10 protein-coding genes and 1 pseudogene are annotated in these 14,778 nt (G+C 70.4%); 4 read left to right on the top strand and 7 right to left on the bottom strand.

Annotation, left to right across the window (positions count from 1 at the left end; genetic code table 11):
• Positions 1 to 53: 53 nt before the first annotated feature.
• Positions 54 to 2,066, bottom strand: coding sequence for a thioredoxin domain-containing protein (locus ACWCRA_RS04705; protein ID WP_351546930.1), 2,013 nt, complete (start codon positions 2,064 to 2,066; stop codon positions 54 to 56).
• Between the two features lie 180 nt (positions 2,067 to 2,246).
• Here ACWCRA_RS04705 and ACWCRA_RS04700 point away from each other — a divergent pair, with 180 nt between their 5' ends.
• Positions 2,247 to 2,813 carry a Uma2 family endonuclease gene (locus ACWCRA_RS04700; RefSeq protein ID WP_351546929.1) on the top strand — a complete coding sequence of 189 codons (567 nt, stop codon included), beginning with the start codon at positions 2,247 to 2,249 and terminating at the stop codon, positions 2,811 to 2,813.
• A gap of 517 nt (positions 2,814 to 3,330) precedes the next feature.
• Here the strand turns inward: ACWCRA_RS04700 and ACWCRA_RS04695 are convergent.
• From ACWCRA_RS04695 to ACWCRA_RS04670, 6 genes and pseudogenes are all read right to left on the bottom strand, one after another.
• The gene (locus tag ACWCRA_RS04695) at positions 3,331 to 5,007 is read right to left on the bottom strand and encodes a DUF262 domain-containing protein (protein ID WP_351546927.1); all 1,677 of its coding nucleotides are present in this window, start codon (positions 5,005 to 5,007) and stop codon (positions 3,331 to 3,333) included.
• Between the two features lie 2 nt (positions 5,008 to 5,009).
• Positions 5,010 to 6,035, bottom strand: a complete 1,026-nt coding sequence (locus tag ACWCRA_RS04690; protein ID WP_351546924.1) for a hypothetical protein — start codon at positions 6,033 to 6,035, stop codon at positions 5,010 to 5,012.
• The gene (locus tag ACWCRA_RS04685; protein ID WP_351546922.1) at positions 6,025 to 7,287 is read right to left on the bottom strand and encodes an AAA family ATPase; all 1,263 of its coding nucleotides are present in this window, start codon (positions 7,285 to 7,287) and stop codon (positions 6,025 to 6,027) included. Before ACWCRA_RS04685 ends, ACWCRA_RS04690 begins: the two co-directional genes overlap by 11 nt.
• A gap of 518 nt (positions 7,288 to 7,805) precedes the next feature.
• Positions 7,806 to 7,922: pseudogene (locus tag ACWCRA_RS04680) on the bottom strand (DUF255 domain-containing protein); the annotation flags it as partial.
• Between the two features lie 250 nt (positions 7,923 to 8,172).
• Positions 8,173 to 8,607 (bottom strand): phosphatase domain-containing protein, encoded by a 435-nt coding sequence (locus tag ACWCRA_RS04675; protein ID WP_451066844.1) that lies wholly within the window; start codon positions 8,605 to 8,607, stop codon positions 8,173 to 8,175.
• 75 nt (positions 8,608 to 8,682) lie between these two features.
• Positions 8,683 to 10,062, bottom strand: a complete 1,380-nt coding sequence (locus ACWCRA_RS04670) for a hypothetical protein (RefSeq protein WP_351546917.1) — start codon at positions 10,060 to 10,062, stop codon at positions 8,683 to 8,685.
• 166 nt (positions 10,063 to 10,228) lie between these two features.
• Between ACWCRA_RS04670 and ACWCRA_RS04665 the strand changes: the two genes are divergently transcribed.
• The 3 genes from ACWCRA_RS04665 to ACWCRA_RS04655 all read left to right on the top strand — a co-directional run bounded on the left by ACWCRA_RS04665 (position 10,229) and on the right by ACWCRA_RS04655 (position 14,696).
• Positions 10,229 to 10,597, top strand: coding sequence for an ATP-binding protein (locus ACWCRA_RS04665; protein ID WP_351546914.1), 369 nt, complete (start codon positions 10,229 to 10,231; stop codon positions 10,595 to 10,597).
• 104 nt (positions 10,598 to 10,701) lie between these two features.
• Positions 10,702 to 11,112: a hypothetical protein gene (locus tag ACWCRA_RS04660; RefSeq protein ID WP_351546911.1), complete on the top strand. Its 411-nt coding sequence runs from the start codon at positions 10,702 to 10,704 to the stop codon at positions 11,110 to 11,112.
• A 143-nt stretch (positions 11,113 to 11,255) separates the two neighbouring features.
• Positions 11,256 to 14,696 (top strand): tetratricopeptide repeat protein, encoded by a 3,441-nt coding sequence (locus ACWCRA_RS04655; RefSeq protein WP_351546908.1) that lies wholly within the window; start codon positions 11,256 to 11,258, stop codon positions 14,694 to 14,696.
• The last annotated feature ends 82 nt before the right edge of the window (positions 14,697 to 14,778 follow it).

Raw genomic sequence — 14,778 nt, 5'->3', positions numbered from 1 at the left:
GCGGAGGCCTCCGGCGGGCGCGGTCCGTCCGGCGGGGGCCGTCCGTCCGGCGGTCACTCCCCCGGGGCCAGCTCCCGCGCCAGGTCGGCCGGGTCCGTCACCGGCATCCGGCAGACGAAGCCCCGGCAGACATAGGCCGCGGCCCGCCCGTCCACCAGCGGCCGGTCCCGCAGCAACGGGAACTCCCCGCTGTCCGGCGCCCCGGCCGCCACCACGGCACCGGGCGCGGTGGCGAGCAGCGCCGTCCGGTGCAGCGCCTCCGCCGCCGGATCGCCCTCCGGACCCGCCACGGCGACCTCCCGGGGCCCGTCCAGCAGCGCCTCCGCGACGGCGAGCCCCCAGCCGATGAACCTCGGTGCCCTCGGACCCAGCGCCTTCACCACCCCGAGCGCCTCCTCCGCCGCCGTGCGATGGGCCTCGGACCCGGTGTGCGCGGCATAGGAGAGCAGCGCCCCGGCGGCGGCGGTCCAGCCGGAGGGGGTGGCGTTGTCGGTCGGGTCCTGGGGGCGGCGGATGAGCTTCTCCGCGTCGTGCGCGGTGTCGTAGAGCGTCCCGTTCTCGCCGGTGAAGCGGTCGAGGACGATGTCCAGGAGGAAGCCGGCGAACTCCAGCCACACCCCCTCCCCGGTGACGGCCGCCAGCGTGAGGAAGCCCTCGGCGACATCGGCGTAGTCCTCCAGCACCCCGGCGTTCGGGCCCACCCGGCCGTCCCGGGAGGTGCGGGAGAGCCGGGCGGAGGGGTCCAGGTGCACCCGTACCAGCAGATCGGCGGCCTCGGTGGCGCGCTCGATCAGATCGGGCCGGTCGAAGAAGGCACCCACCTCGGCGAGGGCGGCGATGGCGAGCCCGTTCCACGCGGCGACCACCTTGTCGTCGCGCTCGGGCCGGTGCCGCCGCTCGCGCGCGGACCACAGCCGCTCCCGGATCGCCGGACCGGCCTCCTCGCCCGGGAGCCGCAGAACGGACGAGCCGTGCTCGAAGGTGCCGGCCTCCGTCACCCCGTACAGCTCGGCGGCGCGCCGGCCGTCCTCCTCGCCGAGCACGTCGCGGAGCTGCCCGGGTGTCCACGCGTAGAAGGCGCCCTCGGTCCGCTCCCCCGCCGCGTCCACGCTGTCGGCGTCGAGCGCGGAGGCGAAGCCACCCTCGGTGGTGCGCAGCTCCCGCACCATGAAGTCGGCGGTCTCCAGCGCGACCCGGCGGGCGAGCGGGGAGCCGGTGACCCGCCACAGATGGGCGTAGACCCGGCAGAGCAGGGCGTTGTCGTAGAGCATCTTCTCGAAGTGGGGCACCACCCACTCGCGGTCCACCGAGTAGCGGGCGAACCCGCCGCCGAGCTGGTCGTAGATCCCGCCCCTGGCCATCGCCTCACAGGTGGCGGCGGCCATCTGGAGCGCCCCCTCGGCCCCGGTGCGGGCGTGGTGCCGCAGCAGGAACTCCACCACCATCGCCGCCGGGAACTTGGGCGCCCCGCCGAAGCCCCCGTGCCGCTCGTCGAAGTCCCGGCTGAGCGCGAGCAGCGCCTGCGCCAGCTCCTCCTCGCCGGGTGTGCCCTGCCCCCCGTGGGCCAGCGAACGCCCGCCCAGATCCCGGCTGATCCTCCGCGCCACCTCGTCCACCTCGCCCCGCCGCTCGCCCCAGGCGGCGGCGACCCCTTCCAGGACCTGCCGGAAGGAGGCCATCCCGTGCCGCGGCTCCGGCGGGAAGTAGGTCCCGAAGTAGAACGGCTCCCCCTCGGCGGTGAGGAACACGGTCATGGGCCAGCCACCGTGCCCGGTTGCGGCCTGCACGGCCTCCATGTAGACCGCGTCGACATCCGGCCGCTCCTCGCGGTCGACCTTCACCGCGACGAAGTGCTCGTTGACGTAGGCGGCGGTGGGGGCGTCCTCGAAGGACTCGTGGGCCATGACGTGGCACCAGTGGCACGCCGCGTAGCCGACCGACAGCAGCACGGGTACATCCCGCCGTCGCGCTTCCTCGAAAGCCTCCGGCGTCCAGGGCCACCAGTCGACCGGATTGTCAGCGTGCTGAAGCAGGTAGGGCGAGGTCGCGCTGGCCAGCCGGTTCATGCGGTCCAGCCTCTCACAGCGCCCCGGCCCGGCAGATGAGGCCCGCACGGGCCACCGCGCGCTGCCGATCCGCACTCGTGGCTCTGCCCGCTCTTCGGAACCGGGCGTACCGGCAGCGCGGAACAGTAGTCTGAGCCCAGCAGTGCCGGACCTGTCGAGGCTCCTCGGAGGAGGTACATCATGACCGCCGAGATGGTGGCACCCGCATGGATGCATACGCAGATCAGCGCGGAGCAGTACGACTCCTGGTCCGAGGAGCAGTGTGCCGGCATCGAGATCGTGGACGGGATGGTCGTCGTGAGCCCGAGCGCCTCCAAGCGGCACAATCGGCTGGCCCGGATCCTGGCCAATGCCCTGGACGCGGCAGCAGGCCCGGACTGGAACGCCGACACGGACTTCGACGTCCGCCTGCAGGACGTTCCCCTCACCAACCGCCGCCCGGACGTGGCTGTCTACCGGGCGGACACCATCGACCTCACACCCACCCGCCCCGAACACCTGCTCTTGGTCGTCGAGGTCGTGTCGCCCGGCTCGGAGACCACCGACCGGATCGTGAAGGTGGACCAGTACGCCAAGGCGGGCATCCCCTTCTACTGGCGGATCGAGCAGGCCGCCACCGGTCTCCCGATCATCTACACCTACGTACTCGACCCCGCCACCAAGGCTTACAGGGACGGTGAGATGTTCACCGGCACGGTGAAGGCCACCGCACCTTTCTCCATCGCGGTCGATCTTGGGCTCGCGTAAGGCACAGAGAAGCCGCCCCTCTATCGACCCTTGACCGTCAGCACCCGCATCACGGTGCTTCGCGGACCGATCAGGACATTCTCTGGCTACGGACCAGATGCACGACACGCGAATGCCACTCCGACTCGCACACGATCGTTCAGCCGCGCCCAGCCAAGAACTACTCGAGGGCAGGCTAACGGACGGCCGCACCCGCGGGGCAGCCGTCCAAACAGCGACCCCAGTCTTGGTCTCCAGTTGCGGTTCATCGACGCTGACGTGCTACGACCGCCCCGCTGCGCCAACCATGGCGCTGCAGGCAGGTACGAGCTGACGTGTTCGACCACCAGCCGACCATCCATGCGGACGTCACTGTCGGCGGCGATACAAGAGTTCACGGGAAAGTGGCCCGTCCTCACGAGTCGAGCGTAGAAGCTCGTGTGATGAGCCTGGCCGCGCGCGGGTCGGTGAGAGGCATCCCGCACGGCCCTGTCGGATCAGGGCTCGGGTAGGTGGTGATCGCCATGCCCGCGGCCTCTCACTCGGTGTCGATATCAGCCTCGCCGACCTCCTTGTCGGCCGACTTGATGCCCAGGCTTTCGATGAACTGCCTTTCCCGCGCCGCTAGTTCGTGCTGCCGGGCGAGGATGAACTCGGTGAACTCATCAGCCTTGAGGTGTTCGATGGACTCGAGGCTGACTCCGTGCGAGTCCAGGATGTCGGTCCGCCCTTCCTCCGCGAGCCTGATGAGCGCCTGCCGGATCGACACACGCGGCGGCGTCGTCATGACGATCCGGTTGGCAGGACTGGAAGCCCCGGGGACCCCGCTTTGGGTGATGACGTGTCGATAGGTTTCGCTGTGCGCCGTCGCCAGCTGTTCCAGCACGTTGGCGGTGTCGCCGTCGAGGTTCTTCCGATCCGGGAACGTCTGCAGGTCCCACAGGAGGTAGGCGCGCACGCGCGCGCTGCGCAGGTCGAAGCGTTCGGGGAAGGAACGGGCCCGCTCAGCGGCATAGCTAAGCCCACTCTCGCTTCGGGCGAAGGCCTTCATCTCCGTGATGAACTTCCGGACCTGGGTGGTGTTGGACCCGGCGAAGGTGCCCGCCAGGGACGTGGTCCAGAACCAGTGCCGCAGCTTGACCCGCTGCTCAGCTTCGACCTTGTCGGAGAAGTGGAAGAAGACGGCGAGCAGCATGATCTGGATGTTGTAGGGAACCAGGCGAGCCAGCGGTACCCGCACCTCCTCGCGCAGGAACTCGACCACCTGCTGGAGGATCAGGTCGGTGTCCTCCACCGCGGTCATGAGCTGGCCCTGGACCTTGCGGGCCATCGTCTCCCAGGAGGTGTCCCGCTGCACGTCCTCCTCGCCGGACAGCGCGAGGACGGTCTGGAAGATCGTCATGATCGGGATCTCGCCGAAGCCCGAAGCTGCGATCCGCCCCTTGATCTCCTCCATCTTGTCACTGAGCGTCTCCGAGGAGCCGATGGTCCCGTAGGTCAGTGCGGAGACCATCTGATCGGGACGCATCTTCTGGCCGCTGCTGTTGATCCTGGAGAAGACCTCGATCGCCTGCTGAAGAGTACCGCCCTCCATGCGCACTACGGAGACCTTGTAATTCTTCACCCGCTTCGCAATGCGCTCGCTCTCCTTGGTGAGGCGGCCGGCCTCCTCGCGGGAGTGGGGGACGTCGGACAGGGTCCGCGCGTATTCGAGAAAGTCCAGGGTCCCCAGTACAGACCGCATGGGCAGGAAGTGGCTGGGCACCGGCTCGCCGCTCTTCCAGTGGCGGTAGCGCACACCATCGTGTTCCGACCGGACGAGCGGCCGGTAGACCCACCACATCCAGTCCTCCTGACGCGCGGACGACGGGGCGTCGGCCGAGCGGTGGAGGACGCCGAAGAGCGTCGAGAGCCGCTGGTGACCGTCCAGGATGTAGGCGACCTTCGCCCCTTCCGGTGCCGGCGGAATCCTGCGACCACCGATGGTGTCGAGGCTTTCGAGCGGCATGGTGGTCTCCCAGATGAGCAGGCTGCCCATCGGATACCCGCGTTCCATGCTGTCGAAGAGCTGGAGCATCTGCTCGGGGCGCCACAGGAACGGGCGCTGGAACTTCGGTACCCGCAGCTCGCCCTGCGCGATCCGCTCCAGGACCTGCTCCAGGAAATGGACCTCCGGCACCACAGAGATATCCTTGACCACCTCGATGTCTCCCATGCTCAGACCACGCCCCGAATCGTTTCGAACATCGATCGCAATTCCTGTTTCGCTCGGGGGCCCAGGCCATCCAGGTCCCTCTCCGATATGCCGCCGCGCTTCACCTCTTGCAGAAACAGACCCGGCAAGTCCGTTCCAAATCCCTCTTGGAGGGTGATGAGATCCTGCTCCGCCACTTCGTCGTACAGATCACCGTGGCGCTGCGGGACGACGTAGGTGGTCCCCGCCTTCCCGGAGTGGCGCCCCTTCTGGCCGGCACCCATCTGCGGCTTCCCCTTGAATCCGTACTTCATGTCGAAGTGGGCTCGCTGCTCGGGCGAGAAAGCCTTGAGGGACTCCAGGCGCTTGGCCATGGAGGACATGCCGACGGCCCTCTTCGGCTGCCGGGCCAGAACCCGGTTGGGGATGTAGTTCTCCATCTCACGGAAGCTGAGGACGTGCGCACTAACGCCTTCGGCCACGGCGGCTTCGGCCTTCTCGTGATTGCCGGTCCGGTCCGTGGGGTGGAAGCTGTCACTGTCGATGACGAGGACCACACGCTTGGTACGGGAGAACTGCGCAGCCTGGTCGACTGCATGACGGGTCGCCCCGTCCTTGCCGCCTCCGTTGTACACGCCGAGGCGGCTGCCCTCCTTAGCGTCAATGACGTCCTCGCAGCCGAGCAGGCGCGCGAGCGCCTCGATCATCTGCCAGTCGTAGATCGCGTTCTCCACGACCAGCACGGCCGGCCGCTCCAGGTCGCGGATGTCCGCCGTGAGCGTCTCAGCTGCCACCCTGACCACGCCCGTGGCCCCCCCTTGCGGCGCCCAGGCCTGCGCCATGCTCGCCTTCTGCGCGAGCAGCAGGTAGCTCTGCGCCAGGACAGGGAGGTGACGCTCCAGGAACGTATGGACGGCGTCCACATCACGCGGGGAGATCGCCCACTCGTGCCGCGCCTCGCTGAAGAACGCGATCAGCTTCAATATGAGCTCTGCGTTCTCGTCGCCCTGCCGGCCCTTCAGCAGGTCGACGGGAATCTCAACGCGCATCGTCGATCCGATTCGCCTGCGCGTCCGCGAGGGCCCGCACCTCCTCGAAATCCTCCGCGAAGACTCCCCGCGGCCAATAGTCGAGATTGCCGAGGGCGTCCACCTCGATCTTCCACAGAGTGGCGGCCCCCTCGGCCTGCTCAACGAAGTAGATCTTCACGTCCTCCGGCGCCAGCTTCCGCTCCGCGACCCGCCGGCGAAGCCTCAGGAGGAAGTTCTCACTGTGCGTCTCCACCAGGAAGCGCACCTGCGACTCGTGCACGGCGTCGATGTAGAAATCGGCGATCGCGGCGTGCGCCGAAGGGTGGAGATGGAGTTCGGGCTCCTCCACGATCTCGATCACCGGCCCGGCGGGCGGTTCCACGCAGTCCGCAGCCCGCTGGATCACTATCGGCAGGAACTGGACCACACCGGTGCCGACGTCGTCGATGTGGACGACGAGATCGGGGTCGCGCAAGGAACGCAGCTTGGGGATGTACATCCCGGAGCCGACGTCGGTGACTTCGAGGCGCCACCCGGGCAGGATGCTTTCCAGCAGGGTGTTCACCTCACGGCCAATCAGACCGCGGCCGTACACCTCGTCCGCGGCGAGCATGCCAAGCGCCCTCTCGCCCCGATAGCCGACGCTGCTCAAGGTTCTGGCCGGGGACCGGAAGAAGCGCTCTGGACTCTTCCTGAACGGACCGAGATACCGGATCTCGTCGAGGCCTTCCCGAATGAGCCCGGTGACACCGCTGACACCGCCGACGGAGTCCGGCCAGTCGGCCGGATCGGGTAGCAGCCCGCGAAATCCGACTTTGGCCTCCTGGCCGTCGATAAGATACGCGCGCTTCTCCTGGGAGTAGGCGTCGATGCCGGGCATCCAGGAGAGGTTCGCGACCTCGGTCCCACAGGAGATCTGCACCGAGGAGACCAGCTGCAGTCCCTGGTTGGCGATGTTCTGGACCTCGGCGGTGGCGCTGATGGTCTCGCCGCCCTCGCGCCCGATCGACACTCCCAGGCGAATATGCCCATGGGGTGATGAGCCGTGGATCAGATCGGCGAACGAAGGAGTGAAGCCCTGGATCAGGTCCAGGTCCAGAGGGTAGGGGGAGTCGCCGCGGATACCGAGGGACAGGAGCGGGAGTGCTCGCACGACCGCACTCTTGCCAGAATTGTTCCGGCCGAGTACTACGGTGATCTTTCCAAGCTCCACCTCCTGTCTCTCCCTGAAGCAGCGATAGTTCTCCAGCGAGAACCGTTCCAACGACACCGGAGCTCCCGTTCGGTTAAACCATGTCTGGCGAGGCCGTGCCGACCTCAGGGAACACCGCGCCAGCTTGGCCGCAGCAATACTCTCAGACAGGGGAAGCTCGGGACCCGAGTTTCCACCTTCCAGTTGCGGAGATGCCCGACGTCTGTCTCGGAGCTCCAGCTATCTGGCGAGACCGTCAGCCTCTACGGAACAGTCCTTCCTCGGGACGGCAGAGGTGCTGCATGTGGCTGCGAGCACAGGTACCAGAAGGGCAGCGGGCATATCAACTTCCCCTCCCTGCCACGACCTGGCCCAGCCTTTGAACCTCCTGGAAAGGACCCCGTGGCCATCGCCTGCGGCCAGCAACAGCTCCGCCCCTTGATGCAGCTGCTGTCGGAGTCTTGCCACATACGTCAGCTTGGGTTCCTCTGAGACTCAGTACCTCCGCCTCCGGGTAGCCATCACGTCCTGGCTACGGCACCCCGCACCTCGAGCGGACGCGAGAGCTGCGGACTACTGGGTTCGTGGGTTCACTGGCACCAGTGGCGACACCGGGCCTCCCCGAAAGCCTCCGGCGTCCAGGGCCACCAGTCGACCGGATTGTCAGCGTGCTGAAGCAGGTAGGGCGAGGTCGCGCTGGCCAGCCGGTTCATGCGGTCCAGCCTCTCACAGCGCCCCGGCCCGGCAGATGAGGCCCGCACGGGCCACCGCGCGCTGCCGATCGGCGCCGGCGCGTCCGCCCGCTCCTCGGAATCGGGCGTACCGGTGGCACGGAGGAGTACGGCTCCTGGTCCGAGGGGCGGTGTGCCGGCGCCGGGATCGTGGACGGGAGGGCCGTCGTGGACCCGGGCGCCTCCAAGCGGCACCGGGTGGAGGACTGTTCCTCCCGGAGGCGCGGCGGGCTCAGTCGGCGAAGCGGCGGACGTATCTCCTCTGCCACGGTGTCTCCACCGCGTGCCGGCTGTAGTGCCGGCGCACGTATCCCACCGCCTCCGCCGGCGGGACGCCGTCCAGGACCGCGACGCAGGCCAGTGCCGTGCCCGTGCGGCCCCGGCCGCCGCCGCAGGCGAGTTCCACGCGTTGGGTCGCGGCGCGCGACCAGGTCTCCTCCAGGAGGGTGCGGGCCCGGGGGCGGCTGACGGGGAGGCGGAAGTCGGGCCAGCGGAGCCACTGGGACTCCCAGGGGACCTCGGGGGGTGCTCCGCCGAGGAGGTGGACGGCGAAGTCGGGGGTGGGGCCGGGGGGCAGGGGGCGGCGCAGGGCGCGGCCCCGGACGAGGCGGCCGGAGGGGAGGCGGAGGACGCCGGGGGCCTGCGGGTCCCAGAGTTCGTGGGTCACCCGGTCAACGTAGCCAGCGGGGAGCGCGGAGCGGATCGATACGCGATATCACCGTGATCCCGGCGGCCTCCGGGGTCAGCCCTTCGACTCGGCCACCAGGCGGGCGCGTTCGTCGAGTTCGCGGGCGGCGCGGACTCTCCGGTAGGGGGCGATGCGGCGGCGCATCGTACGGAAGTGCTCATCGCCGCGCGCGGTGGAGAGCAGGGTGTAGTCGTCGAGGAAGGTGCCCCAGGTCCCGCACGCCTCCTCCAGATGCCCCAGTTCCAGCTGGCGGTGGGCGAGGACCGCGTTGGAGTGGACCCTGCCCTGGCGCTCCTGGCGGGACTGGGCGCGGATGGACTCCTTGAGGGCGGCGATGGAGCCGGGCAGATCGCGGGTCTCGTAGAGCACATGGGCGACATGGAACTGGTAGGCGGCCCGGTCGTAGCCGCCGATCGACTCGCGGCGGGAGTCGGCGCGGGAGAGCGCGGCCTCCGCCTCCCGTAACCGGGTGAATGCCTGGTGCCGGTCCCCGACCATGGCGGCGGCGTGGGCCTGCTGGCCCCGGAGGAAGGCCAGCAGCCGCGGGCCGGCCGCGGGCGCGGCCTGGGCCGCCGAGTCCGCGAGGTCCAGGGATTTGCTGCCGTGACCGAGGTTGGACGCCTGGAGGCTCATCCCGCGCAGAGTGCGGCAGTACGTGACGTGGTCTCCTGCCTCTCCGGCGAGTTTCAGTGCTTTGACGTAGTACCGCTGCCCCAGACCGTGTTCGCGTTCGTACATGGCCATCCAGGCGGTGAGATAGGTCAGATCGGAGGCCGCGGAGAGCATGTCCCGGCGATTCTTCCCGCTGGCGGCGGCCCGCAGATAGGGCAGCACGGTGTTGACGAGAAAAGCCGCCGCCATGGGGCGGGCATGTCCTCCGCCGAGTTCGTCGAGTATGTCGGCGATACGGTCGGTCATGGTGCGCACCGTGGCGACTTCGCCCGCTCCGATACGGCTGGTCGGTTTCGTGATGCGCTCGGGATCGGGGTTGTCCGCGGCATGTGCCACTTCGGTGAATAGGGGGACGGTGAGAGCGGCCGAGTACAGTCCTGCGGTGAGCACTCCACGACGGGATGGGTCCATGTCTGCCCTTCCGAGATCCATAAGGGATTCGACAGTGTCTCTGCCGCCGGACCCTTTCGTGTCCTCCGGCTGCTGAAGACCCGCTTCAGCGTAAGTCAATGGACGCCCGAGCTTACGTTCGAGTGTTTCCAGAATGACCCTTCTGACCTGTTCCCTCGGCTGGGTCCCGGCAAGCCAGTGAGAAACGGCGGATTGCTCGTACTTCAGCGGCATCCCAATCTGCGCACCGGTGCGATTCACCGCGCCGGCGAGCTGTGTGCGCGACCATCGCGCCTGCTCAAGCAGTGCTTCAAGACCTGTGTTGCGCTGCTTCCGGGATGCCTGGGCCACATCAACTCCCCTGCCGTTCATGACTTTCACGGTCCCGCCCCTCCGCAACGGTACCCGTACGGACGCGTACGCAGTTAGCTCTGCACGGCCCACGATCACCAGTGGTCCGGAGAGGGCGACGCACCCTCGGCACCGGCGGACAGGAGGAGCTGTGATCTCCGTGGAAGAAGTCGATACCCGGCTGAGTATGAGATTGACCGTCCACCCCTCGGAGATCAGGCATATTCGGCGTGCGGTCCTGGATCACCTGCACGGCCGGGGGCTCGGGGAATCCGCCTTCGATATCGCCCTGGTGGTGACCGAACTGCTCGCCAATGTCCATGAACATGCCGATGGATTATGCGAACTGGAGATCGAGCCCCGGGACGGGTGGCTGGTCCTGAAAGTCCGCGACACCGTCATGGCGCCACCGACTCTGCGGCGCCGCTCGGTCTCCGCCGAGACCGGCCGGGGGCTCTTCCTGGTGGACGCGCTGACCGAGCACTGGGAAACCACCGTCATCGCCACCGGAAAGGTCATCACCTGCACCTTCCGTATCCCTCCCGGACCGGGCTGACCACTATCGCGTGATAACCGGAATCGGAGCCGTCGCCGCACAACTCACCCGGAGACCCCTGGCCCCGGAGAACCGGCGCGCCCCCGTGAGCGTCCTGTCCCTGTGTGGACCCACGACCTCGACCGCCCTGGGCCGCCGGCTGTCTGACCTTCCTCGCCGGCGGTCTCGCGGGGTACGGCGCCCACCGCCTGTCCCGCGCCGCCCGCCGCACCTGCAGACTGATCCTGCGGGAGCACCCGAGCATCTTCGACTGGTGGACCTGGCAGGCACCGCTCACCATCATCGCCGCGTCCTTCATCGGGCTGACCGCCTGGGCGATCCCCGCCGCACTGCTGCGGCGGGCACCCCGGTGGGCGCGGCGGATCGTCCCCGGCGCGGTGTTCACGCTCGCGCTGGCCGCGCTCGTCCTGTGGCACTTCGCCTGGCTGGGCACCCCGCTCAGGGCCGGAACCGACGGCGGGGCCTGTGCGGCCGACCACGTTCCGCCGTGGTGGCCCGCCTGGCTGCCCGAATGACCCGTATGCCCCGCCAGCAGCGGTTTTCCCTCCGTACGCATGACATGCACCGCACAGGATCGAGACCCGCATCCCTCGCTTCGGGGCCCCGCGCACAGGACACTTGACCGGGAAACAGAACCGGAGACACAAGGGGGACCCCTATGCGGGACAGCCACCGGAGCGAGGCCGAGCGGCTGTTGGCGCGCGCCGTCGAGGAGGAGGCTCGGCGCTCGGGCGGGCGGACGAACGCGCAGGTGCTGCTCGCGCGAGGGCGCGAGGCGCTGGACGCGATGGCGTCGAACGCCGCCGATGAGTACACCGCGTACGAACAGGCCCTGGCGGAGGCGGAGGCCGCGGGGAAACCGCTGTCCGCGCGGTTCAGCCGGGCGGAGCTGGCGACCCCCGCGCTGGTCACCGTGGTGGGGGCGGTGGCGGCGGCCGGAGCGGACCTCGCGTTCGGCACCTCCGCCGGAACCGCGCTGGGGGCCGGTGCGGTGGTGGCGGTCGCCGGGGCGGCGGCCACCGTCGCCCGGATCACCGCGTCGCACTGGCCCGCCGCCCACCGCAGGGCCGGGGCGCTCGGCCAGCCGGGCGGAACCGAGCAGTTGCGGCTCCAGTGGCTCACCGCCCTGGAGGTGCGCGGCATCCGGCCCTTCCTCGACCAGCAGCGGATGCTCGGCGTCGGCACCCGCCCTCAGCGGAAGGACTCCACGGGCCCGCAGTTGCGCGGACGGGACCGCAGCGCCGCCGCGCGCCGACGGTCCACGCTCGCCCAGTCCTTCGGCAGGCTGCCGGAGCCGGCGGGCCCGTTCAGCGGGCGGCGCGAGGAGATGAGCCGGATCACCCAGTGGGTGCACGCCTCGCGGGCGTCGACCGAGACCCTGCCGACGGTCGTCATCCTGCACGGAAGGCCGGGCGCGGGCCGCTCCACTCTCGCCGTGCGCGCCGCCCACCATCTGAAGGACCAGTTCCGGGGCGCGTGCGTGGTCGATCTGCGCGGTGCCAGCGGCCGGCCGCTCACCACCCGAGAGGCCCTGCTCCATCTGCTGAACCGGCTCGGCGCGCCGCGTGAGCAACTGCTCTTCCGGGAGCGGTCCTCCCCCGAGCAGCAGGTGCGGCGGCTCGCCGAGCTGTACCACCGGCATCTGACCGGGCTCGCGGTCACGGTGATCCTGGACGACGCGGGCGACCCGGCGCAGGTGCGGACGCTGATACCGGAGCGCTCGGACAGCCTGGTGCTGGTGACCGCCCGTGAGCCGCTGGAGCTGCCGGACGACACCCCGGCACGGGTGTACCGGCTGCCGGTGGAGGCGCTGGACGAGGCGGGGGCCGAGGAGTTGCTGCGGGCCGTGGGGGACCAGCCCGCGGGCGCGCCCTACGACGGGCAGTCCGGCGACCGCGTCCGCGAGCTGTGCGGCGGGCTGCCGCTGGCGCTGCGGATCGCGGGCTCCTCACTGGGGACGCGCACTCCGCAGCGGCTCGCCGACGATCTGGCGGCGGCCGGCGCGAAGGCGCCGGGGCAGGGGGCGGGTGCGGGTGCGGATGCCGGAGCCGGCGCGGAAGCCGGGGACGAGGGCAGGGCCGGAGGCGGTACGGAAGCCGGGGGCAGGGCCGGGGGCGGAGGCGGAGGCGGTACGGAAGCCGGGGGCGGAACCGGAGCGGCCGGATCGGCCACCCAGGGCGTACCGGACCCAGCGGGCGCACCAGGCGTACCGGACGCAGCAGGCACACCAGCCACAGCACTCGACCCGGTGGAGCGGGCGCTCTGGCTGCGCTACCGCGACCAGCCCGAACCGGGGCGCCGGCTGCTGCGCCGGCTCGCGCTCGCCGGGCGGGCCTCACTCGGCGCATCGGCGGCGGCGGCGCTGCTCGCCACCGACGAGCAGGAGTCGCAGCGGCTGCTCACCGCCCTGGCGGACGCGGCGCTGATCTCCCGGGCCCGCTCCAGCCGCTACCGGCTGCACGACAGCGTCCGCGCCTTCGCCCGGGCTCGGCTGTTCGACGAGGAGGAGGCGGCGGAGCGCACCGCCGCGCAGGAGCGGCTGATCCAGAACTACGCGGAGCTGGCCGGGGCCGTGATCCGGATGGTGGACGGCAAGATGTCCACCCGGGCCGGGCAGTTCGGCGCGCACGGCTTCCGCTCGCTGGACTCGGCGCTGCGCTGGCTGGACGACGAGTCCAGCTTCATCACCTCGGCGCTGCGGTACGCGGAGGGGGTGGATCAGCAGACGGTGCTCAACCTCCTGGGCGCGCTCGCCGACTACTGTCTGCTGCGCGGCGACCTCTACCGCCTCGGCGAGATCAGCGAGCTGTCGCAGGCCGTGGACCAGGGGCTGCTGGAGCGCTCGGTGCGCTGGCGCACGGGTATCGCGGCACGTCAGCTCGGCGAGCTGGACAAGGCCCGCACCACCCTCTCCTCGGTCGTCGGCCTCTACCGCGAGGCGCGGAACGACGCGGGCGCGGCGCTGGCGCTCTGTTCGCTCGGGATCACCCTGCACCACCAGGGCAATCTCACCGAGGCCGCGGCCCGGCTGACCGAGGCGGTCGAGCTCCAGTCGACGGACGAGCAGGCCGAGGACCGGGCGTGGTCCCTGCACGCGCTGGCGGCGGTCCGCCGGGACCAGGCCCATCTGGGCGAGGCGCTGGGGCTGCTCGCGACGGCGCTGGAGCTGCACCGGGAGGGCGAGTCGCTGCACGGCGAGGCGTGGACGCACTTCCAGCTCGGCCAGGTCTGTCTGCGGATGGGCGAGGTGGCGCGGGCCGAGAGCGAGCTGCGGTCGGCGCTCGATCTGTACGGCCGCACCGGGGACGCCCGCGGCGAGGCCTGGGCGCTGACCCAGCTCGCGCGGGCCCGGCTGGTGGACGGCGACCCGGCGGAGGCGGTGGAGCAATTGGAGCCGGCGCTCGCCCGGCACCGGGACAACGAGGACGCGCGCGGCGAGGCGTGGACGCTGTACTACCTGGGGCAGGCGCTGGAGGAGCGCGGCGACGCCGACCAGGCGGTGCGGGAGCTGGAGCGGGCGCGGACGATGTTCTCGCGGATGCGCGATGTGTACGGGCTGGCGTGCGCGCGCCACCACTCGGGCCGGGTCACCCGGGACCAGCGGGCGGCGCGGACCGGAAATCTGCGCAACTCCGGCTTCGCCCGGCAGCTGCTGATGGACGCGCGGGCCGACTTCCGGCGGATCGGGGTGGCCCACGGGGAGGGCTGGACCGCGCTGGAGCTGGCGATCGTGGACGCGGGGAACAACCGGGCCGGGCAGGCGCTGGGGCTCTGTGACGAGGCGGTGGAGCTGTTCGCGTCGTACGGGGACGAGCGGGGCGGGGACTGGGCGCGCTTTCTGCGGTGCACGCTGCTGCCGTTCGCCTCGCCGGGCGGGATCGTGGTGGGCACGGTGGTGGCGCAGGAGGAGCTGGCGCGGCTGCGGGCCGCCGGGCACGGCACCCGGGACGGAAAGCTGGAGGACTGCGCGCAGGCGCTCGCGGTGATGCTGGAGCGCGGGGTGCGTCTGGAGGACGGCTGGCAGGCGTGGGACCTGGGGATGGTGCCGAACCGGCACGCCCGGGAGGTGATGGGGGTCCCGGTGCCGGCGACGGGCTGAGCGACGTCACGCCGCGCGCCGGGCGCCGTGGGGCGCCTGGCGTCCGGCGTCCGGCGTCCGGCGTCCGGCGTCCGGCGTCCGG

The sequence above is a fragment of the Streptomyces sp. NPDC001889 genome, assembly GCF_053594535.1.
The sequence above is the reverse complement of the archived record's forward strand: the minus strand, read 5'-3'. Positions and strand labels throughout refer to the sequence as shown.

Bases quoted from the DNA above. Each gene is read 5' to 3' on its own strand.
- ACWCRA_RS04705 (WP_351546930.1), bottom strand. From the start codon at position 2,066: ATGAACCGGCTGGCCAGCGCGACCTCGCCCTACCTGCTTCAGCACGCT.
- ACWCRA_RS04700 (WP_351546929.1), top strand. From the start codon at position 2,247: ATGACCGCCGAGATGGTGGCACCCGCATGGATGCATACGCAGATCAGC.
- ACWCRA_RS04695 (WP_351546927.1), bottom strand. From the start codon at position 5,007: ATGGGAGACATCGAGGTGGTCAAGGATATCTCTGTGGTGCCGGAGGTC.
- ACWCRA_RS04690 (WP_351546924.1), bottom strand. From the start codon at position 6,035: ATGCGCGTTGAGATTCCCGTCGACCTGCTGAAGGGCCGGCAGGGCGAC.
- ACWCRA_RS04670 (WP_351546917.1), bottom strand. From the start codon at position 10,062: ATGAACGGCAGGGGAGTTGATGTGGCCCAGGCATCCCGGAAGCAGCGC.
- ACWCRA_RS04665 (WP_351546914.1), top strand. From the start codon at position 10,229: ATGAGATTGACCGTCCACCCCTCGGAGATCAGGCATATTCGGCGTGCG.
- ACWCRA_RS04655 (WP_351546908.1), top strand. From the start codon at position 11,256: ATGCGGGACAGCCACCGGAGCGAGGCCGAGCGGCTGTTGGCGCGCGCC.